This window comes from Exiguobacterium sp. s101, assembly GCF_018617835.1.
Classification (GTDB): domain Bacteria; phylum Bacillota; class Bacilli; order Exiguobacteriales; family Exiguobacteriaceae; genus Exiguobacterium; species Exiguobacterium marinum.
The window spans coordinates 25085-46104 of the sequence record NZ_JACSKX010000010.1 but is presented as its reverse complement, the minus strand read 5'-3'; the positions used below and the strand labels follow the sequence as shown (position 1 = coordinate 46104).

The following is a 21020-nucleotide window of genomic DNA, read 5'->3' as shown; positions in this document are numbered from 1 at the left end:
ATCTTTAAAAAAGAGATTCGGCTATTCTCCCGAATCTCTCTGCTTGTTCAACGCTGAATCAACCGAATCAATTTTTCTGCCGGTTTGAAGTTCGGATACCGGACCGGTAAATCGAATTTTGTCGTATTCTTTAAAATCGATTTGGCGTGACTGAACGTTTCAAAACTCGTTCGACCGTGATAAGCCCCCATCCCGCTCTCGCCGACTCCGCCAAACGGAAGGTTCGGATTCGTCAAGTGCATGATGACATCGTTCACGCACCCTCCGCCAAAGGAAAGATGTTTCATAACTGTTTTTTCCACGTCTTTCGATTCCGTAAAGAGATAGAGAGCAAGAGGATGCGGTCGGTTAGAAATGAACTCGATCACTTCATCTAATTGACGATATGGAATGACTGGTAAAATCGGACCGAAAATCTCATCTTTCATCACATCAGCATCTTCATGAAGATTCGTCATGACGGTCGGCGCAATTTTAAGCTCATCCCGGTTCATCTCTCCACCGAACACAAGGTCACCTTCTGTCAAATAGTGAGCCAAACGGTCGAAGTGTGATTCATTGACGATGCGCGTGTATCGTTTTGTCCCGACACCATTCCCGAACATCGCAAACGCTTCTTGTTTAACGGCTTCTAAGAAAGCTTCCTGTTGTGAGTCATGCACGAGCACATAGTCTGGTGCGACACATGTTTGACCGGCATTCATCCATTTCCCCCATGCGACACGTTTCGCTGCAATCGAGACGTTCGCATCTCCATGAACGATAACAGGTGATTTCCCACCGAGTTCTAGTGTGACCGGTGTCAGATGTTCCGCTGCTGATTTATTGACGATCCGACCAACTTGCGTAGAACCTGTGAAGAAAATGTAATCCCATTTTTGATCCAATAATTCTTGAGCCGTGTCCTTATCACCTTCGACACTTGCTACATAGCGATCGGTAAAAGCGCGCTCTAACACCTGTGTCAAGACACGAGCGACGTTAGGCGTCAACTCTGAAGGTTTGACAACGGCGGTGTTCCCTGCGGCGATTGCGCCGATGAGTGGAGCAACGGCCAATTGGAAGGGATAATTCCAAGGAGCGATAATTAATACCGTACCGTACGGCTCATAACGTATCTCGCTCTTCATCCCAAGATGGATGGCTGTTCCACGGACACGTTTCGGACGCATCCACCGTTTTAATTCTCGTTTCGTTCGTGAAATCTCATCGTAAATAAATCCGATTTCTGTCGTATACGCATCCATCTCTGATTTGTTCAAGTCTTCGCGCAGAGCTTCTAACAAGTCCGGTTCATAGTGCTTGATCGATTCCTTTAAAAACGTCAGCATGCTCAAACGGAATGCCATTGATTTCGTCGCCTGAGTTTTAAAGAAGCGGCGTTGTTTCTGGACAAGCTCATCAATCGTCAACTGTTCAATCGGTGCCAGCATAAACTTTCCTCCTTACGATTTATCACATTTATTTCATCTTATCATCCAATGAAGAGTGAATCTAAGAGATCGCTTTCATCCATCGAGCATCTTTCAATCTCCTACAAACGTTTAAAGGTTTAAACATTTAATCATATGTATAGATTAATGAATTAAAGTCATCGTGTCAAAATATTCGCCCTCTTTTTAGAGAACTCATCATAAAGAGAAGACTCGCTCCCCATAAAATTACTCCGGTCAGCGTAAACTGCTGGATGACCGAAAGAGAAAGCGCACTTAAAAACGACGATCCCGCCACCGTTCCGAGAGAGAAAAATGCATAAAATGCCCCGTACGCTTTTCCCCGATTTTGTGGGGATGTTGATTGAATCAACAATGTGTTGATTGCCGGAAATAAGATCGCAAATCCGACTCCATATAAGGCAAGTACCCCGTAAAGGCCAGATTGTACACTTGCTTGTCCAATGAGCAGCTGACTCGTCCCGATGATGGCCACCCCGAGTGCGCTCAATTTAGTCGGGGAAAAGCAATCGAACAGTCGGTTCGTTGGTAATAAAAAGAATAGGACGGCGACCACACCGAACATACTGAGTAACGTCCCACTCAATCGCGAATCGTATCCGAGCGCTTGCACATGGAGCGGCAATAAAAAAGCGAGCGCCCCTTGTGAAAACATGAGGAAGAAAGCCCCCCAATAGGCCCGAATCACTCTAGAATCAGCTTTCACCGGTTCGTCATCTGTTTTTGTCTTCACATCTATCATTTGACCGCGACGCATCGTGATGACCGTCAAGAACAGAATTATCCAACCGAATAAAGAGACGAATAGAAAAACGGTCGGGGGTGACGTCATACTTGCAACAATCCCACTAAAGGCTGGACCGACGATGGCCGCTAGACCAACAAAACTACCGGTGATTGCGACTTTCTTCCCTTGACGATTCGTCGCGGTGACGTTCGCAGACAGCGTAAACGCTGCCGGGACGATGAGCCCGGCCATAAAGCCGTGAACAAACCTTACAAACAGCAACATGGATGCTGAGTCGACGAACTGATAAGTCAATAAACTGAAGCTCGTCAAAAATAAACCGAGAACTAAAACGCGATATGGACCATTCCTGTCAGTCCATATACCAGATAATATATTTCCAAACGTGTTCGTCAACGAATAAATAGCAATAGAAAAACCAGCGATAAACGAAGATGCCCCAACGGATACCGCAAATGTACTCATAATCGGAAGTTGGGCGAACAAATCAAAAAAAGCAAAAAATACAATTGCATATAATATAAAACGCGATGGAGTTTTCATCAGACAATTCCTCTTTCTCGTGATCTTACCCTTAGTCTAGCTGGAGCTCCGTACGTTTCATAGGGATGAGTGGGTTTGGACACAAAAAATCCCTACAGCCATTGGCTATAGGGAAAGTCGCTTAGTTTGTCACTTCGACGGCTGTGTCGAGAGCAACACGAATCATTTCATCGAACGTCGACTGACGCTCTTCTGATGTCGTCTCTTCACCCGTCAACAAGTGGTCAGAGATCGTGAGGATCGTCAACGCGTTCACTTTGTGTTTCGCTGCAAGTGTGTAAAGACCCGCTGCCTCCATTTCGATGGCGAGGCAACCGAAGTCTGCCCATTTCTTGAAGTGATGGAAATCGTCTTGGTAGAATTGGTCAGCTGTGAAGATTTGTCCGACTTTGACCGGGATGCCCGCCTTCTCTGCATTCATATATGCGCGGTGTAGGAGGTCGAACGTCGCTGTCGGCGCATAGTCCATTCCGTTGAAGCGGACACGGTTTTGACCCATCTCACTTGATGCGCTCATCGCAATGACAACATCACGCACTTTAACGTCTTCTTGAATTCCGCCCGCTGTTCCGACACGAATCAAGTTTTTAGCACCGTACGACATGATGAGTTCGTTCACGTAAATCGACATCGAAGGCACACCCATCCCTGTACCTTGAACCGAGATACGCTTCCCTTTGTAAGTTCCCGTAAAACCGTACATGCCACGAACTTCGTTATATAATTCGACGTCTTCTAAAAACGTTTCCGCAATATACTTGGCGCGAAGCGGATCCCCTGGAAGTAGTACCGTTTCTGCAATTTGTCCTTCTTGAGCTCCAATGTGTACACTCATGTTTGAATTCCTCCTTTAAGCTTGTCGTTGAACCTGTTCCCGAAATTCGTTCGGAGTAACACCGACTTGTTTTTTAAAGACCTTCCGGAAATACTTATCATCCGAAAAACCGACTGCTTGGGCGACTTCATAAATACGTTGTCTACTCGATTCTAACAGGCGCTTCGCTTCATTCATCCGAATCGTCAACACATATTCAGACAAGTTCACGCCATATTGCTGTTTAAAACGTCTCGAGATATACTCTCGACTTAAGTAAAATCGTTCACTCATACCTTGTAAACTCACTTCTTCCGAAAAATGCTGTTCAATGAACGTTCCGATTTGGGCAATCGGGTCTTCACTCGATTCAGTCACCACGTCCGCTAACGCGCGTGCCAATGTATCATTCAATACTTCAGGATCAATCGGTTTCAACAAATAGTCAAAGCTACCATATTGGATGGCCCGTCGCATGTATGAATATTCATCGTATCCTGTCAACATGACAAGCTTAGAAAATGAAGCGTGGTCGTGTACCCACTCCATCAACTCGATGCCGTCACAATGAGGCATTTGAATATCCGATAAAATAAGGGCAGGACGCTCTTGCTCGATGAGCGTCTGTGCTTCACGCCCGTCCGTTGCCTCGAGTACTTTCGTCACACCAAATCGTTCCCATTCACCGAGTAATTTCACCGCTTCCCTTACCGGAGATTCATCATCTACAATCAACACTTTCGTCATAACGCCACCCCCTCAGAAGAAGCGGGGAAACGCATCATAATTCGAAAACCGCCTGTTTCAGGTGTAGCCAACATAAATTCTGCCTCCCGATTATAGTTTAACATGAGTCGATCGCGAATGTTTCGTAATCCTGTTCCTTCTGTGTCATAAAATGTCGAATCATCTTGTTCGATTCGTGACATGACCCGTTCCCATTCCTCGGTCGTCAACGAACGTCCACTGTTCTCACAGCGAATCACGAGTGTCGCGCCTTCCATCCAAATCATCACGTCAAATCGATTCGCTAAAGCAGACCCGTCCCGCTCGAACCCATGTTTGAAGAAGTTCTCCGCCAATGGCTGTAAAATCATTTTGGGGACAATGAGTTCATGTAGTTCTTCTGAGACGTCGACTGTCACTTGAAACTGATTCGGAAAGCGTACGTCTTGCAGTCGAATGTATGAGTTCAAATGCTCGATTTCTCTCTTTAGAGAAACCATCGATTCCTCTGAATGCATCGTATATCGCATCATCGAAGAGAGTTGTGTGATCAATCGATAGACGGTCTTGCCATCCCCTTTTAAAGCTAACGTTCCGATGGACTGTAACGCATTGAATAAGAAATGCGGATTGGTTTGCGCCTGTAAGGCACGTAGTTCATTCGTTCGATTCTCTAGGGCAAGCTTATACTCCCGTTGAATCAAATCATCGATTCGTTCAATCATCCGTTTGAACTGTCTACCGAGGACACCGAATTCATCATTTCCGAGGGAATCGAACGATACGGTCATATCCCCCTGCTCAATTCGCCAAATGTTCGAGGTCAACGTCTTGATTGGAGTCGTCAGTTTCATCGAGGCATATGTCGCTCCAATCAAAGCCAAGATGAGCGAGATGATTCCGACAAGTAAGATAATGAATGACGTTCGTGAAGCTGGTTCCGTCAACAGCTGATCCGGAATCGATTTGCCTACGTAGAATTGCTGATGGTCGAACTCAAACGTTTTTGTGATTTGGTGATGTTTCCCATCGTTCGACACCGATGTCGGTTGAAACGAAGATGGAATCTCTCCATCTCCAAGATGGGCAAACACGCGACTGTCCTCACCGACGAACCATAAACTTTCATCCGGACTGTTTTGAAGAGAAGCCAACTGTCCGATAAACGAGTCTTCTGGGATATCAAGCGACAGAATGGCGAGTGGCTCATCCGTCTCAATTTTATCGAGTCTGAAATGGAGGGTGACGACGTCTTCTTGTGTCATGATCGGTCCAAAGTCATGATAGGGAATCAGCGGATGTGAAGCTTCTAGCAATACACGACTTTTCGAATTGTCCAATAGTTGTTGTTGGACAGCGCTCGGTTCTTTTTTCGAACGTGGCGATACCTTCATTTTATAGGCTGCAAATGAGTCCATGTCTTCAAGCATTAACAACTGAATTTGGGCCACATCTTCCCGCGAAAGATACATCGCAAGAAGTGCCCGCCTCACTTCAATCTCTGTTTGCCTGAGTGATAGACCTGGTCCATATTCTAATATGTCTAATACATCACGATCTGCATATAAACTTGTCGGCAGCCTACTCAATTCAGAGATGTATCGTTCCATCTGACGCGTCCCCCGCTCAAGCGACCATTCAGTCATCTCGAGACCACGTTCACGCTCTCGGTCCTCTACATACCAAAATGAAATGATGGTCGCCACGATGACCGGTACGATGATGGTCAACGCAATCATTCCCGTTAACTTTGTACGAATACTACTCACCGATATCCCTCCTACCTCATCAGTATATCACGCGCTATGCAAACGTTTGCAATAATCATAAAAAAGACCCTTGTCTCTTTCGAAACAAGGATCAATTCTTTATTGATGCGATTCCATCAATTCAATGATTCGAGGACCATGTCCCCGGTCTTTTGCCACGTCAATCGGTTTCATGCCGTCTTCGTTTTCAATCGTGACATCTGCACCATTTTCAAGCAAAAGTCGGACCGTTTCTGGATCAACGTCATCGTTGTAGAACAGGTTATGGAGCGGCGTGTCTCCATATTCGTCTTGGATGTTCACGTCACCCCCGTTCGCGAGTTCAGCTTCAATATCCTCATAACTGGCATTGGCATACGTCAATTCTTGAATTGGTTCTTCCTGTTCCGTCGCCCAGTCATTTTCAATATCCTCACTCATAGCCGATGCGACAATGTCAGATAAATCATCATTCATGACGAGGAACGCAATGATTGCCCCATTTCCAATGACAGTTAAGAGAATCGCTGTAATGATAGACGCCTTCACATATCCCGCCGTCTTGAACATCGGTACGTTTTCTTCACCGGCATGTGTCGCAATCGCTGCGATGCGTTTCGGTAACGTTGGATGTGTCGACAACAATTCACTATACTTCGCAATGAACCCATTTTCTCGACTTGCTTCGTATAGATAGTCAAACTCATTCACTTCTTTAGCGAGCGGTCCCCCGATTGCGAGTACTGTCAACGCTCGTTTCGCCGCTCCAAAATCTTGAAGATAATGAGCTGCCATCCGGTCACACGTGTATTCACATGCGCGTGAGTATGCCGAACCTAAGAACGGAATGATACTACCGAGTAAGACCACCCATTGTTTTTGGACATGGTTTCGGCGAATGTGTGCCAACTCGTGCGCGATGACGAATTCGACTTCTTTCGTCTGTCCAGTACGTGTCAATTCCACGACGTCAGAATATAAAATGACCATATTCTTTTGGAAGAATCGTGTGGCGAAAGCATTTAACACGCCACCGGCCTGTAAGATATACACATCTGGCAACAAACGAATACCCATCTCAGCCCCGACGCGTTGAACCAGTTCATGAAGTTCTGTGAACTGCCGTGCCGTCACTTTGACACCGTTCGTCCGAATATACCCGATCTGAACCCAGTGCGTAAAGAGCGAAAGTACTACGATTGTCCCGATGATCCACAAGAAAAGACCGAATGATGCAATCGTCAGTACGATTCCTAAAATCAAGACGAGTACGCTTGCTGCGACTAATAATGAGAAGTATAAGTTTTCTCGTTTATGTACCAAGTTTGAATGTTTCATCTAATTTCTCCTTCTTTTCCCAAAATACATGTTTAATTATACCTTTCATTCCAGAAGAGACAATGAAAAAATAGAAACTAACGGATTCGTCAGTTTCTATCGAATGGTCACTTGATAAAGTTTGTCGTCTTGCGATTGTGGATTGCCGCGTCCGTCCGTATTGTTCGAAATAAAATACAACGTATCGTCGTCTAACCATACATCGCGAATCCGCCCTACCCCTTCGACAATCGTCGTCACTTGTTTCGTCTCTCGATCGATGGCGACGAGACGCTCGTTCCGAAGTGTCGCCATATATACATATCGTTCATCTGTCGCAATACCAGACGGCGCCCAAGACGTCTCACCGACTTCAAACCATGGCGTGACAAGACCTTCTTGTTGCTCGTTTCCTTCAATGATGGACCAGCCATAATTGTTCCCTTTTTCAATCACGTTGACCTCGTCATGTCCACTCGCTCCATGCTCGCTCGCATAGAGAACGTCGTCAATCCGACTCAGCCCTTGTGGATTACGATGACCAAGCGAATAGATCCAGTCGGTCGGTTCGCCTTCACCCGATAATGGAATTCGTAAAATCTTCCCTGCCAAAGATGACTCGTCTTGAGCAAGTTCTGGCACGAGAGCATCGCCCGTCGTCACCCAAAGATACTCACCATCGATTAGCAGACGCCCTCCATTGTGGAAGCGTGCCCCTGGACTCTCGTCAAGCACGACGTCTGTCTCTTCGAAACGTTCCCCGTCCCACGTCAATTCCACTACACGATTCTGCACGTCTCTTCCTGACGAGCCGTATGTGTGATACGCGTAAAGGATTCCGCTCGATTCAAAATCGTCACTTAACGCGATGCCAAGGAGTCCCCCTTCACCAATCTCAAATACGTCTTCCTTCAAGTTCACTGCAGATTGCGTCGCGCGACCCGAATCATCGATCACGGTGATCGTTCCGCCACGTTCCGATACGAACCATCCGTCCGGTGTACGAGCGATTGACCAAGGGATGTCCAAGTTTTCAACGATTGGTGTCACTTCTCCAATGTTAAGGTCCGACTCTTCAGCGATGCTCGATTCATCCGTAGTCTCTACCGATTCTTCTGTAGGCGGTTGTTCCGAGCCCTCATTTGTCGATTCTGGCGTACATCCTATAAGAAATAATAGTGTCACAACCCCGATTTGACGTTTCATGTCGGTTCGCCTCCCTTTCCTTCATCATACCCTTGTTTTAAGAATGTTGTGAAGGTTCAGGTCGGTGCGTTGGTAATCGGGACGCAATGATAAACGCGATGATTGCGGCGACCATCGCCCCGATAAATATACTGTTCAATCCGGTCGCGATGATTTGTTCACCTTGCAGACGGACAGATGCGCTTAGCGTCTCCGTCACACGTTGATTAAAGAAATCTTCCAAAGACACTTTGGATAACGAGCTGCTTTCTTTAAAGTCGTTAAGAACGACAAAATTGAAAACCGCCCCAAACACAGCGACACCGAGCGTTTGACCGACTGTACTTAAAAATGAATTGGTCGCAGTCGCCGTTCCGCGTTGTTGATACGAGACGACGGTTTGCAGGACGACGATAAACATCGGCTGGGACAATCCAAATCCGACACCAATCAACGCCACTGCACTATATACCCACACGTCCGAACTAGACTGTGACAATAGCGTTAACGTGAGTGTCCCGATGACGAGTAACCCCATTCCAATCATGGCACGCCGTCTCGGAGAAGCCACACCGAGTGTCCGTCCACCGATAATCGACGTGAATGTCCACGCAACAGATAATGGCATCAGCATAAATCCGGCCTCTGTCGCCGTCTTGCCCAAAACAGCTTGTGCCCAGATTGGAATATAGGCTGACATGGAGACGAGTACCCAGGCTGCAAAGAAGACCGAACCGTTGATTGCGGCAATCGTTGGCTGCTTTAACAAGTCAAGCGGCAACAAGGGAGATTTTGCTTTTCGTTCCGATAAAAAGAAACTACCTAACAAAACGATACTTAACATTCCACTTCCGACGATCGTCGTCGTCCATTCATTCGTTTCACTGAACGTGATGAGGGCATATAAAAATGCGGTTGTTCCACTAGCAAACAAAAGGGCCCCTTTCAAATCGATTCGTTCACTCGTCTCGGTGACGTTCTCTTTATAAAAGATGATAATCATGATGAATGAGAGTAAGGCAAACGGCACGTTCAATAAGAATACGTAACGCCACGATAACGTTTCAACTAAAAATCCGCCGATAACGGGACCGAGTACACCCGATACCCCCCAAACCGCGCTTAAAATCCCTTGAATCTTTCCACGCTCTTCATATTTATATAAATCACCGATAATCGTCATCGAAATCGGGAGTACCGCACCAGCCCCCAAACCTTGCAGTGCTCGAAAGACGATCAATTGTTCCATCGATGTCGCCAGTCCACACAATAATGAGGATAGTGTAAATAATCCGATTCCAAACAACAAGACACGTTTACGCCCGAACAAATCTGCTACTTTCCCATAAATCGGTGTCGATACCGCTGTAAATAGTAAAAAGGCGGCAAACACCCAACTGACGAGCGTCGCTCCGTTCAATTCGCTAGCGATAACCGGTGTCGCAACTGATACGACCGTTCCTTCAATTGCCGCTAAAAAGGTTGCCAACAAAAGAGCAACCGTCACATTTTTTCTCATCCATTCCATCTCCCCAAAAAAATAGTGGCGTCGGAAGGTTCCGAGCACCACTTCAACTGTCTATTATTTTGTGCGAGCCACGTCTATTTGACAAGTGTCATCTTTCGATTCGAAAAAGAATTCTCTCAGTCGTTCGTATGCGGCCTGTTCTTCTTGAACATATACCTTCCCACAAACAGAACCTGCTCGCATCATCCAGACTTCGTCTGACAACATAGCAGCAACGTCCAACTGATGCGTTGAAAACACGATGGTCGCCCCTCGCTCGGCTTCCTGTCGTAATATGTCTCCGAGTGTATGCATCCAAATGGGGTCTAGGCCATTCGTCGGCTCATCTAGTAAAAGAATATCCGGTTCGCTCACAAGTGCTTGAGACAGCAGGAGCCGTTGGCGCATCCCTTTCGAGAGTTCGGCGACGCGCTTTTGCTTATGTTCATACAATCCGACCCGCTCAAGAATTTTAGGAATCGGGCGTGCCCCTTGCAAAAAAGAATAATAAGCAAACGTCTCTTCAACTGTCCATGCGCCGTCAAATGAGAAATCGTCCGGCATGTATCCAAAGTTTTGATTATATTTCGTCCGTTGTTTGATTGTATAGCCGTTCAATTGAATGACCCCGGTGCTCGGTTCAATCGTACCGTTCATTAGATTCAAAAGCGTCGATTTCCCAGCTCCGTTGCTCCCGCATAATGCAACAATTCGCCCCGGATTAATTTCTTCACGAATAGGATGGAGCGACCATGTATTACCATACTTTTTGCCTACGTCTACACAGTTAATCATGACGTTTTCCTCCAAACCAATATCGAAGCAAGCCATAGTAAGAAGCCACTCATCGTAAGTAAGGTCGCCCAAACCACTGCATACCCAATCGGTCGATTCATCCAACTCAATAGATCAAGATAGACATCTCCAAAAACGTCTGATGATGACGCCACTGTACTGGCCCAAATTCGCATCAAATCAAATCCATTCATAAACAACATAACGATCATCCCGTTCACTTGCATGCCGTAAGGGAGCCAGGAAATGATTGTCACGAGAATTGTCGGCCAAAGTAATATGAGGAGGACCCACGTTAAAAAAGCAAGCAATATCGCCCGAATCCGCGTACGTCCCACTAACCCAAGTAACGTACCGAGCGCTGTAGCATAGATCGTCAATCCAATCGCATAGGAAAGCAGAATCATCCATGTCTGAATCGATTGCCCGACCACTAGCGAGGCAATGAGGAATGCCAATAATAGAATGAGTACTTGCGTGACCAAAAAAGTGCTGAACCGAACGAAAATCAGCTTCCACTTCGGATAGGTGAACGTTGACAGCAAGTTCAGTCGCTTCGACTCCCGCTCTTGCCCCCAATGGAGTGCCGTCGTCAATAAAATAAAAAGAGGGAGCAACAAACCGAGCACCGTGATGAGCGTTGCGCTTATATTCGTATAGTTCGCAGCAACCGGTAATGCTTGTCCAAGCCCCCCTAGTAGAACGAGCGTGAGAACCCATGTGAATAAGAAAACGTAATTTTCTCGTTGCCGTAGGGTGCGTGCCCATTCCATTCTCCATAACGACATCGTTTACTGCCCTTCTTCTTCCATTTCCATGTCCATTTCCGTATCCCCCTCATGATTATGGTCCATCGAACCTTCGCCGTCCATCATCATCTTCATCTCGCCGCGTTCCCACGTATGATCTTTTAATTGATCAAAGTCCATCATTTCGCCGCCATTCTCTTCCATATAGGCTTCAGCGTCTGCCTCTTTCGCGAACGAGAGAATATTATAAGCCATCGGTGTTTTTGACTCTTTGTCGTAAACAAACATCGCTTCATCTAATTCGACCCAATCTTTCGTATTGAAGTCCTTCACATACATTGCAGCGATGTCTTCTTCTTTTTGTTCAGGATACCAATCTCGCATGAGACAACCGATGTCATCAAATGCATATCCTTTTTCATTTTCCATGATTGCTTCCGCTGCAAACTGCTCATCCATAATTTTCATTTTACATACTTCACATTCGGTTTCGCCCCATTTGATATCAAACGGTTCTGCCGATGCACTTGAACATGCACCGAGTGCTAAAGATAGCCCAGCTACTGATAATAATCCTGCTACTTGTTTATACGATTTCATGTCTTTTCCTCCCAATTATCCAAATCATGATGCATAAAATGATACTCCCTAAGCTCCAAATCGAGCCGTTCCATTGCCACGTCGCGGAATAGGTTTGTGGCGTAATATCTGTCAAAGATAAGTCTTCCGGGCTTCTCAGTATGTTTTCTAGTAGAAGAAGACCCGGTGACCCGTACAATAATTCAAATGCCTCATATGAATCCGTTAATAAAAATAAATACGGATCGGTACGAAATGGAATCTCACTATAACCGTCACGGTCTAGGTCAAGTGTCGTACCACCCCAAACATTACCTTGCACAATATTTTCATATGACTCGACCATTGTCACCGATTCACGATTCCCTAGTAGATTATTTTGAAGAATCATCATCCCTGTTGCTTGTTTCAATTGAAATCCAATATCGTTTCCATTGATCGCATTCCGTTCAAGAATCGTTCCTTCTGACTGCTCCGCATATAAACCGATATGATTTCCGTAAATATTCGTCATCTCAATTGTTGTGTCGACGGCCTCATATAACATCAATCCCGTCGCCGTTCCGCCGAATTGGTCGTGCACATTCCCATTTTTGAAAACGACCCGATTCGTTCCCATAATCATCGCACCTGTCAAGTTATGATGTAGTTCCGGTACCGAAATCACAAGGTCGGTCGGAAACATCAAATGAATGCCATATCGAGAATGGGAAATAACCGGTCGAACAATCGTGTGCTGGGACCCGTTTTCTATATAAATCCCATCTCGCACACCTTTGACAACGACTCCTTTTAATTCTGCCGCTTCGCTATTTAGAAGTGCGACTCCATCCGCCTGGCCGTTCCCATATACAGCAGTTCGTATGACACGAACACCGTAACTATCTTCAATCAACAGACCGGTACCTGAAGACTCAATCGACACATCGAGTAGCTGATGTCCAAGACCAGATACGTGAATCGCCGGTGCCTCATCACCCTCGCACTGCTGAATCGACACACGTTCAAGCACTGCACCCGTTCCTTTTATAATAAAAGCGGGATGACCACAACTCGTATACGTTTTTCCAGCCCCATCAAAACTGTTATTCGATTCGATAACAATCGGTTCAGTCACCGGAATCGATGCTCCTTCCGCATTCGCATGCGGCATCCAACACATAAATAGGATGAATATCAGTAACCGTTTCATGCCCCCTCCTTCTCATAAGCGCTTACAACATCCATTCTACTGAAACCCCCATAGGTATGTGTGTGGTTTGTATGAGGTTCCTGTGACAGTTTCTTCATAAAAAAAACACAAACGGTGAAGGGGTCGTTTCACCGTCTGTGTATTCTTTATTTCACTTTGTCTTGCCAAACTTTAGTGAAGTCTTGAAGCATTTCTTCACCTGTTTTTTGTTCACCAACATACGCCTGCATGAGTGCACCATATTCATTCACGGCACCATCCGGATACTTGAACCAGTTCCAAGAGATTGTCTTCCCTTCATTTGAATAGGCTAAGATATCATCTGCAAGTGGTCCGAGATCATTCGCTTCAACCGACTTGAAGGCCGGGATAAATTTGAACTTGTTGACCATGTAGTCTTTACCTGTATCAGACGTCGCCATCCACTCTAAGAAATCTTTTGCTTCTTCTTTATACTTCGAGTTTTTGTTGACGACCCAGTTGTTCGGGACACCGACCGGGAGTCGGTCCATCTTCTCAGCATCGTCGTTGATCGGGATTGGAACGAAGCCCATCTCTATATCCGGATTGACATCAAAGATCATCTGTTGTGCCCAGTTTCCTTGTTGGAGCATCGCTGTCTCTCCTTGAGCGAACTGTGTGACTTGAGTGTTATAGTCTGTCGTCAGTGGATTTTTATTCCCGTATTTAATCGTCAAATCAAACAGCTTCAAGAATTCCTGGAACTGTTCGTTGTCTTCAAACTTCGCTTTATTTTCGTTAAGCGCTTGAATGAACGCATCTGGATCATCTTGCTGAGCCATCGGGATATTTAATAAGTGAATTCCTAAAATCCAAAACTCTGCATAACCGATAGAGAATGGTGTAACGCCAGCCTTATCTAATTTTTCAGCTGCAGTAGTCAATTCAGAAAGCGTTTTTGGCAACTCATCGATGCCTGCTTTTTCAAACAGTTCTTTATTATAAATAAAACCGTACCCTTCAAGATTCATCGGCATACCATACAGTTTACCGTCCATCGTCATCGGTTCTTTGGCGACTTCGGTCAAGTCTCCTACCCATTTCTCACTCGATAAGTCCTCGAGTTTGTCTTTCCATGTTTGTGCTTCCGTGAATCCACCGTTGTTGAAAATGTCTGGTTCGTTTCCTGAAGCAAATTGTGATTTTAAGGCCGCACCATAGTCCGCACCGCCACCGACCGTTTGAATGGTCACTTTGACACCCGTTTCTTCTTCATACTCTTTTGCCATCGCTTCAAGATCTTTGGCGATTTCTGCTTTGAATTGGAAGACGTTCAACGTGACTTCTTTTATATCTCCGCTGTCCGCATTTCCTTCAGAAGACCCTTCGTCCGTCAGTGATCCTCCACCACATGCCGCGAGTGATAAAACCATTCCGGCTGTCATAACCGCTGTCGATAATTTCCACTTCCGCTTCATCTCATTTCCTCCCTTAATCTCATCCATTCTTTACAAAACCAACTTTAAGTGAAAACGCTTCCAATATGTAGGTGTCAAAATTGACGGATAGGGTGGAAAATGTTGCACAGAAAAACAAGACCCGTTTTAACGAGTCCTGTTCCCTGTTTCTAATTATTTTTATATTACAACAAGCTGATACCAGCATCTTTGCACGACTGAATCACTTCTATTGGCCAGACCGATGTTTGGACTTCACCGATATGACGTGCACGTAAGAGATACATCGCTACACGGGATTGACCGATGCCTCCACCAATCGTGAGCGGAAGTGTTCCTTCGAGCACACCTTGATGGAATGGATAAGCACGTTTTTCTTCGGCCCCGGCTTTTTGAAGTTGTGCTTCAAGAGTCACCTCGTCTACACGAATCCCCATCGACGATAATTCAAATGCCGACTCAAGTTCAGGGTGCCAAACGAGAATGTCACCGTTGAGCGACCAGTCATCATAGTCCGCCGCACGTCCATCATGTTTCATACCTGAAGCGAGTTTGTCTCCAATTCGCGAGATGAAGACCGCGCCGTACTCTTTACAAATTGCACTCTCACGCTCTTTCGGAGTCATCGTCGGATACGCATCCTCTAGCTCTTGGCTCGTGATGAAATGAATGGCATCTGGAAGAATCGCTTCAATACCATACGCTCTTTCCACTTCCGACTCTGTTTCACGGAGTGCCACATAAATCGACTCGACCGTTGCTTTTAAATACTCCATCGTCCGTTCTTCTCGAGCAATGACTCGCTCCCAGTCCCACTGATCGACAAAGAGAGAATGCGTCGCATCGAGCTCTTCATCACGACGAATTGCTCGCATTTGAGTATACAATCCTTCTCCGACACCAAATCCATAACGTCCGAGTGCCTCTCGTTTCCATTTCGCAAGCGATTGAACGATTTCAAGTTCATGGCCTGGATACATCGTATCAAACTGAATGATGCGCTCCACACCGTTCAGATGATCGTTGACACCACTTGCTGATTCGACGAATAACGGCGCCTGTACTTGTGTGAGTCCGAGTTCACGCGAGACTTTCTCCTCGAAGAGTGCCTTGACTGCTCCGATTGTCTGCTGTCTTTCCTTCATCGTGCTTGTTGCTGTTGTCATTTTCCGTTTCCTCCAATTGTGGAATATTTGGGAGTGAAGCCATGAAAAAAAGCCCTCCAATCCCATCGAACATGGGACGGAAGACTTCGGTTCCGCGGTGCCACCCAAATTAGTAGACGAATCTACTCACTTTTTCGAGACAAACATCTCGTAGCTCCGATAACGGGGAGCGGTCCGGCTACGTCTACTGGCAAAGCGTTCGGGTAGCGACTCCAGGAAGTTTTTCGACGAAGGGTTAAGACCGGGCTCTCACCTCCCCCGGATCGCTTGACTCACTACCTTCATGTACTCGTCCTTTCGACGTCGTTCACAATTGAATTGAATTCATTATTATAAATATTCTGAATAATGTCAACGGTTTTTCAAAAAAAAATAATCCTCCGTGTAGCGAACGGAGGATTCCCTTAGGAGGGTTATTTAATCGAACCACTCGTGATTCCTTTGATGATATGCTTTTGCATACCGAAGAAGAAGACCAAAAGGGGAACGATTCCTAACACTAAACCAGCTAACGCAAGATCCCACTGTTTTGTATATTGTCCAAAGAAATAGAACGTCGCGAGCGGGATGGTCCGTAATTCCACATCACGAAGAACGAGAGACGGCAATAGGAAGTCGTTCCAAATCCAGAGACTGTTCAAGATGACGATTGTCACCGTGATTGGCTTTAGTAGCGGAAAAACTATTCGCCAAAATACACCCCATGTCGAACATCCGTCAATGATGGCCGCTTCTTCAATTTCTTCAGGAATGGACTTCATGAACCCATGGTAGAGAAACACGGAGATTCCAGAACCGAACCCAAGATACATGACCATCAGTCCCCAATGACTGTTCAACAACCCAAGGACGCTCGATACCTTTACAAGCGGAATCATAATAGATTGAAACGGAATGACCATAGCTGCCACGAATAAGAAAAAAATCATCGTGGAGACCCAATGTTTCGTACGAACGAGTTTCCATGCTGCCATCGACGTAAAGATGACGATGATTGCATTTGCACCAAACGTGATGAGAAGTGAGTTTAGAAACACGCGTCCATAATTCATCGCTTCCCATGCTTCCGTATAGTTCAACGTCAACCATTCGTTCGGTAAGGCGGAAGTATTCGTAAAGATTTCGGCCATCGATTTGAACGAGTTGGCGACAACGTAATAGAATGGCACCAAATAAAGAAGTCCGAGCAGAATAGCGACGAGTTCAATGACTCCGAGATTCCAAGAATACGCTCCCGGGCGGAGAGGCCGCTTCGGGACGAGCTTTGGTGTTTCATCCAATTTTTTCTCGATTCGTTCCAATTTTTCCGTCGTCATGCTTCCACCTCCCGTTTTTTCGTCACGTACACTTGCGTCACCGTAATCGCAGCCACGACCAAGAAGAAGATGACCGCTTTAGCTGAGCCAAGACCATAATTGTTATTGACGAAGGATTCTGTGTAAATGTTTAAAGCCAACATCTCGGTCGATTTGAACGGTCCTCCATTTGTCAGCGACAAGTTCGTATCAAACACTTTGAACGACCATGAAATCGTTAAGAATAAACAAATCGTGATGGATGGCATAATCATCGGCAAGGTAATGTGACGAAGCATCTTGAAACGGTTCGCTCCATCAATTCGAGCCGCCTCCATCAAATCGGTCGGTACATTCTGTAATGCTGCGATATAGATGACCATGACGTAGCCGCCACCTTGCCAGATTGCGACGATCACGATTCCCCAAAATGCCGTTTGCGCATCTCCGAGCCACGGTAGTTCAAATAGACTCCATCCCGTCAACGCCCCAATCGAGGCAAATCCTTTCACGTAAATGAACTGCCAAATGAATCCGAGAATCAATCCACCAATCAAGTTCGGCATGAAGAAAATTGTACGTAAGAAATTTCGTGTTTTAATATTCATCGTCAACAATAGTGCTAAAGAAAATCCGACGATATTCGTCAATAAGACAGATACAATCGTATATTTTGTTGTTATCCAAAAAGAAGCTCGGAATTGCTCATCTTCCAAAAATAATCGTTGATAGTTATCGAATCCGATAAAATTCAACTCGCCTGTCACACCGTTCCAATCCGTGAAACTATAGTAGATTCCATTGAAGAACGGGATCAGTACAATGGCGACAAAAGCCAAAAAAGCGGGTCCGACAAATGCTATAAAACTCGCAGGTTTCTTCCAATTTCGTCTTCGTTTCGTCCGTTTTGCAGTCTCAGTCATGTGTATCGCCTCCACTATCAATGTATCGTGAAGAGCTCTTTATGAAAACGGATACATTTGACAGAAAGGGTGGAAAATATTGAACGGAATGAATGAAATTCAAGGAATGATGAGTTATGATAAAATCAATGACAATACGAACGGATTGTACTCCAAACTATCTGTTCTGTTTTTTATGACGTTAATCACGAATATTATTCAATATATTAAAACACATCGTTCGATAAACGGAGGTACTTTCACATGACAACAACGAAACCATTATCCGACTTAACCATCGCCCAACAAGCTAAAACATTGCCGATCAAAGAAGTTGCAGCAAAAATCGGACTACAAGAAGACGACCTTGATCTTTATGGAAAATATAAAGCCAAACTTTCTTATGATGTCCTCGAACGTGTGAAGACACGAAAAGACGGAAAACTTGTACTCGTTACTGCAATCAATCCAACGCCAGCCGGAGAAGGAAAATCAACGGTCACGGTCGGTCTCGGTCAAGCCTTGAATCAGTTGGACAAACAAGCAATCGTTTGTCTTCGCGAACCTTCACTCGGACCAACAATGGGCTTAAAGGGCGGCGCAGCCGGTGGTGGCTTCAGTCAAGTTCTCCCGATGGAGGACATCAACCTCCATTTCACAGGAGACATGCATGCGATTACGTCGGCACACAACACAATTAGTGCCATGATCGACAATCATCTTCATCAGGGAAATGATCTCGGGATCGACGTTCGCCGAATCGTATGGAAACGCGTTCTCGACTTGAACGACCGTGCGCTACGTCATGTCACCGTCGGACTTGGGGGTACCGCTCATGGAGTACCGCGTGAGGACGGATTTGATATTACTGTCGCTTCTGAAATTATGGCCATCCTTTGTCTCGCCGATTCTTTGAATGACCTTGAAGAACGAATCAAGCGAATCGTCGTCGCTTATGACCATCAACAAGAACCAATCACCGCCGAACAAATTGGTGCGGCAGGCGCGGCAACATTACTTTTAAAAGAGGCATTTAAACCAAACCTTGTCCAAACACTTGAACAAACCCCGGCTCTCGTCCACGGTGGACCGTTTGCGAACATTGCGCACGGATGTAACTCATTAATCGCAACAAAGACAGCTTTGAAGCTTGGTGAATATGTAGTGACGGAAGCCGGTTTCGGTGCAGACCTCGGAGCTGAAAAATTCTGTCACATCAAATCTCGAGTTGGAGAATTAAATCCCGATGCGGTCGTTCTCGTTGCGACCGTACGTGCTCTAAAAATGCATGGAGGTGTATCTAAGGATCAGCTTCATATCGAAAATGTCGGTGCAGTCGGTCAAGGAATGAAGTTACTCGCCAAACATATCAACACGATGAAAAAGCTCGGACTTCCGACTGTTGTCGCTTTAAATCGTTTCAATTCAGATACAGAAGATGAGCTCGCTGCCGTTCTTGATTGGTGTACTGCACATGATATCCGCGCTTCATTGAGTGAGGTATGGGCGGATGGTGGACTTGGTGGTCACCAGTTGGCCGAAGCCGTCATTGATGCGGTGGAATCAAAAGAAAGCAAGCTATCTCCACTTTATGAATTAACTGACTCGATTGAACACAAAATCAAGACGATTGCCCGGGAAGTATATGGTGCCGCGGATGTCACGTTCACACCAAAAGCACAAAAACAGATTCAAGCCATCGAAACAAATGGGTGGGCCGACCTCCCAATATGTATGGCGAAGACACCGTTCTCCCTCTCTGACGACCCTTCAAAATTCGGTTATCAACAAGGATTCACGATCACCGTTCGCGAATTGAAACCATCAGTGGGAGCAGGATTCCTCGTCGCCTTGACAGGAAACGTGCTGACGATGCCAGGCTTGCCAAAACATCCGGCAGCTCTCAATATGGGAATTGATGAATCCGGAAAAGCAATCGGACTTTTCTAATAGGGGGATGACAGATGATCGTATCGGAGTTGACGTATCCTGACGGGTATCAAACGGAAGTGATGCACGTGCGGGCAGATCAATCAATTGGGAAAATATTCATGTTTCACGGGATGCTCGAACATCATGAAAGATATATTGAGTTCGCGCATTTTATGGCAAATAATGGATACGATGTGTTTGTATGTGACTTGCGCGGTGCGGGCACTAGCGCCCATGACCAAAACACTTACGGCCATCTTGCGCCAGAGACTGGATTTCAGCAACTCGTCGATGATGCCCAGTATCTCATTAACCAGCATGAGGATGAGCGTCCGACGTATCTGTTAGGTCATAGCTTCGGCTCACTTCTCGCACGACGACTCGGACAAGTCATGGGACACGCTTTATCTGGTGTGATTGTCGTCGCCCCGCCTCCACACCCTGGAGTCGCAGGGGAGATCGGTCATCGCTTAATTGCTACTGCGATGAATCGAAAAGGCGCGACACACCAATCTAAATTTTTTGAACGTCTCTTGTTCGGACGCTACAACCTAAAATTTTTACCAGCTCGAACAAATAGTGATTGGCTCTCGAGCGTGCCCGATGAGGTTGACTCCTATATTAAAGATCCAAATTGCGGTGGACTACCATCCCTTGGCTTCTTACATGAGGTGACCCGCGCCTCATTAGATGTCACGACATCCGCACGTATTCACGAACATCCGAAGTCACTTCCAGTTTTATTCGTTGCTGGAGTGGACGATCCCGTCACTCATGACGGCGAGGGGTTGAACGGAATCATTCAAAAATATCGTAAAGCGGATATCGAACTCACTGTCGTCACATACGACAGTGCCCGACATGAAATCCTTCGCGAAGCTCACCGTGAACAAGTTTGGTTGGATATCCTTGCTTGGATGAAGCAAATCAAAAACCATTAATTTACTCAA

Annotated in this window: 18 protein-coding genes and 1 other annotated feature; of the genes, 2 read left to right on the top strand and 16 right to left on the bottom strand. The window is 45.9% G+C overall.

All coding sequences use genetic code 11. The features are described 5' to 3' along the window. Positions 1 to 47 precede the first annotated feature (47 nt). The 16 genes from KNO76_RS09655 to KNO76_RS09580 all read right to left on the bottom strand — a co-directional run bounded on the left by KNO76_RS09655 (position 48) and on the right by KNO76_RS09580 (position 18159). Positions 48 to 1433 carry an aldehyde dehydrogenase gene (locus KNO76_RS09655; RefSeq protein ID WP_214885113.1) on the bottom strand — a complete coding sequence of 462 codons (1386 nt, stop codon included), beginning with the start codon at positions 1431 to 1433 and terminating at the stop codon, positions 48 to 50. A 166-nt stretch (positions 1434 to 1599) separates the two neighbouring features. Further along, positions 1600 to 2745 carry an MFS transporter gene (locus tag KNO76_RS09650; RefSeq protein ID WP_214885105.1) on the bottom strand — a complete coding sequence of 382 codons (1146 nt, stop codon included), beginning with the start codon at positions 2743 to 2745 and terminating at the stop codon, positions 1600 to 1602. Positions 2746 to 2866: 121 nt separating this feature from the next. Next, complete coding sequence (gene deoD / locus KNO76_RS09645) at positions 2867 to 3580, bottom strand: purine-nucleoside phosphorylase (protein ID WP_015880817.1); 714 nt, start codon at positions 3578 to 3580, stop codon at positions 2867 to 2869. 15 nt (positions 3581 to 3595) lie between these two features. Beyond that, positions 3596 to 4306 (bottom strand): response regulator transcription factor, encoded by a 711-nt coding sequence (locus tag KNO76_RS09640; protein WP_214885103.1) that lies wholly within the window; start codon positions 4304 to 4306, stop codon positions 3596 to 3598. After that, positions 4303 to 6054, bottom strand: a complete 1752-nt coding sequence (locus KNO76_RS09635; protein WP_214885101.1) for a sensor histidine kinase — start codon at positions 6052 to 6054, stop codon at positions 4303 to 4305. Before KNO76_RS09635 ends, KNO76_RS09640 begins: the two co-directional genes overlap by 4 nt. 99 nt (positions 6055 to 6153) lie before the next feature. After that, entirely contained in the window at positions 6154 to 7371 is a 1218-nt protein-coding gene (locus tag KNO76_RS09630; RefSeq protein WP_214885099.1) for a M48 family metallopeptidase, read from the bottom strand. Between the two features lie 96 nt (positions 7372 to 7467). Continuing rightward, on the bottom strand, positions 7468 to 8556 hold the full coding sequence (locus KNO76_RS09625; RefSeq protein WP_214885096.1) for a PQQ-dependent sugar dehydrogenase: 1089 nt from the start codon (positions 8554 to 8556) through the stop codon (positions 7468 to 7470). Between the two features lie 37 nt (positions 8557 to 8593). Continuing rightward, positions 8594 to 10054, bottom strand: coding sequence for an MDR family MFS transporter (locus tag KNO76_RS09620; protein ID WP_026826787.1), 1461 nt, complete (start codon positions 10052 to 10054; stop codon positions 8594 to 8596). A 63-nt stretch (positions 10055 to 10117) separates the two neighbouring features. Beyond that, positions 10118 to 10837, bottom strand: coding sequence for an ABC transporter ATP-binding protein (locus KNO76_RS09615; RefSeq protein WP_214885094.1), 720 nt, complete (start codon positions 10835 to 10837; stop codon positions 10118 to 10120). Beyond that, the gene (locus tag KNO76_RS09610) at positions 10834 to 11625 is read right to left on the bottom strand and encodes an ABC transporter permease subunit (RefSeq protein ID WP_214885092.1); all 792 of its coding nucleotides are present in this window, start codon (positions 11623 to 11625) and stop codon (positions 10834 to 10836) included. Before KNO76_RS09610 ends, KNO76_RS09615 begins: the two co-directional genes overlap by 4 nt. Before the next feature lie 3 nt (positions 11626 to 11628). After that, a complete protein-coding gene (locus KNO76_RS09605; protein WP_214885091.1) occupies positions 11629 to 12186 on the bottom strand; it encodes a nitrous oxide reductase accessory protein NosL in 558 nt (185 codons plus the stop codon). Continuing rightward, positions 12173 to 13357, bottom strand: coding sequence for a NosD domain-containing protein (locus KNO76_RS09600; RefSeq protein WP_214885085.1), 1185 nt, complete (start codon positions 13355 to 13357; stop codon positions 12173 to 12175). The genes KNO76_RS09605 and KNO76_RS09600 overlap by 14 nt, the downstream gene beginning before the upstream one ends. A gap of 146 nt (positions 13358 to 13503) precedes the next feature. Next, positions 13504 to 14796 (bottom strand): ABC transporter substrate-binding protein, encoded by a 1293-nt coding sequence (locus tag KNO76_RS09595; protein ID WP_214885083.1) that lies wholly within the window; start codon positions 14794 to 14796, stop codon positions 13504 to 13506. A 164-nt stretch (positions 14797 to 14960) separates the two neighbouring features. Beyond that, positions 14961 to 15941 (bottom strand): aspartate--ammonia ligase, encoded by a 981-nt coding sequence (asnA, locus tag KNO76_RS09590; RefSeq protein WP_214885081.1) that lies wholly within the window; start codon positions 15939 to 15941, stop codon positions 14961 to 14963. 69 nt (positions 15942 to 16010) lie between these two features. After that, positions 16011 to 16251, bottom strand: a binding site (T-box leader). A 103-nt stretch (positions 16252 to 16354) separates the two neighbouring features. Then, a complete protein-coding gene (locus KNO76_RS09585) occupies positions 16355 to 17257 on the bottom strand; it encodes a carbohydrate ABC transporter permease (RefSeq protein WP_214885079.1) in 903 nt (300 codons plus the stop codon). Further along, positions 17254 to 18159: a carbohydrate ABC transporter permease gene (locus KNO76_RS09580; protein ID WP_026826795.1), complete on the bottom strand. Its 906-nt coding sequence runs from the start codon at positions 18157 to 18159 to the stop codon at positions 17254 to 17256. Before KNO76_RS09580 ends, KNO76_RS09585 begins: the two co-directional genes overlap by 4 nt. Positions 18160 to 18402: 243 nt before the next feature. Here KNO76_RS09580 and KNO76_RS09575 point away from each other — a divergent pair, with 243 nt between their 5' ends. Together KNO76_RS09575 and KNO76_RS09570 are read left to right on the top strand one after the other, a co-directional pair. After that, positions 18403 to 20088: a formate--tetrahydrofolate ligase gene (locus KNO76_RS09575; RefSeq protein WP_214885077.1), complete on the top strand. Its 1686-nt coding sequence runs from the start codon at positions 18403 to 18405 to the stop codon at positions 20086 to 20088. Positions 20089 to 20102: 14 nt separating this feature from the next. Next, positions 20103 to 21011 carry an alpha/beta fold hydrolase gene (locus KNO76_RS09570; RefSeq protein WP_214885076.1) on the top strand — a complete coding sequence of 303 codons (909 nt, stop codon included), beginning with the start codon at positions 20103 to 20105 and terminating at the stop codon, positions 21009 to 21011. Positions 21012 to 21020 lie beyond the last annotated feature (9 nt).

Coding starts and splice junctions, on each gene's coding strand:
- KNO76_RS09655 (WP_214885113.1), bottom strand. CDS start 1,433: ATGCTGGCACCGATTGAACAGTTGACGATTGATGAGCTTGTCCAGAAA.
- KNO76_RS09650 (WP_214885105.1), bottom strand. CDS start 2,745: ATGAAAACTCCATCGCGTTTTATATTATATGCAATTGTATTTTTTGCT.
- deoD (WP_015880817.1), bottom strand. CDS start 3,580: ATGAGTGTACACATTGGAGCTCAAGAAGGACAAATTGCAGAAACGGTA.
- KNO76_RS09640 (WP_214885103.1), bottom strand. CDS start 4,306: ATGACGAAAGTGTTGATTGTAGATGATGAATCTCCGGTAAGGGAAGCG.
- KNO76_RS09630 (WP_214885099.1), bottom strand. CDS start 7,371: ATGAAACATTCAAACTTGGTACATAAACGAGAAAACTTATACTTCTCA.
- KNO76_RS09625 (WP_214885096.1), bottom strand. CDS start 8,556: ATGAAACGTCAAATCGGGGTTGTGACACTATTATTTCTTATAGGATGT.
- KNO76_RS09620 (WP_026826787.1), bottom strand. CDS start 10,054: ATGAGAAAAAATGTGACGGTTGCTCTTTTGTTGGCAACCTTTTTAGCG.
- KNO76_RS09615 (WP_214885094.1), bottom strand. CDS start 10,837: ATGATTAACTGTGTAGACGTAGGCAAAAAGTATGGTAATACATGGTCG.
- KNO76_RS09610 (WP_214885092.1), bottom strand. CDS start 11,625: ATGTCGTTATGGAGAATGGAATGGGCACGCACCCTACGGCAACGAGAA.
- KNO76_RS09605 (WP_214885091.1), bottom strand. CDS start 12,186: ATGAAATCGTATAAACAAGTAGCAGGATTATTATCAGTAGCTGGGCTA.
- KNO76_RS09600 (WP_214885085.1), bottom strand. CDS start 13,357: ATGAAACGGTTACTGATATTCATCCTATTTATGTGTTGGATGCCGCAT.
- KNO76_RS09595 (WP_214885083.1), bottom strand. CDS start 14,796: ATGAAGCGGAAGTGGAAATTATCGACAGCGGTTATGACAGCCGGAATG.
- asnA (WP_214885081.1), bottom strand. CDS start 15,941: ATGACAACAGCAACAAGCACGATGAAGGAAAGACAGCAGACAATCGGA.
- KNO76_RS09585 (WP_214885079.1), bottom strand. CDS start 17,257: ATGACGACGGAAAAATTGGAACGAATCGAGAAAAAATTGGATGAAACA.
- KNO76_RS09580 (WP_026826795.1), bottom strand. CDS start 18,159: ATGACTGAGACTGCAAAACGGACGAAACGAAGACGAAATTGGAAGAAA.
- KNO76_RS09575 (WP_214885077.1), top strand. CDS start 18,403: ATGACAACAACGAAACCATTATCCGACTTAACCATCGCCCAACAAGCT.
- KNO76_RS09570 (WP_214885076.1), top strand. CDS start 20,103: ATGATCGTATCGGAGTTGACGTATCCTGACGGGTATCAAACGGAAGTG.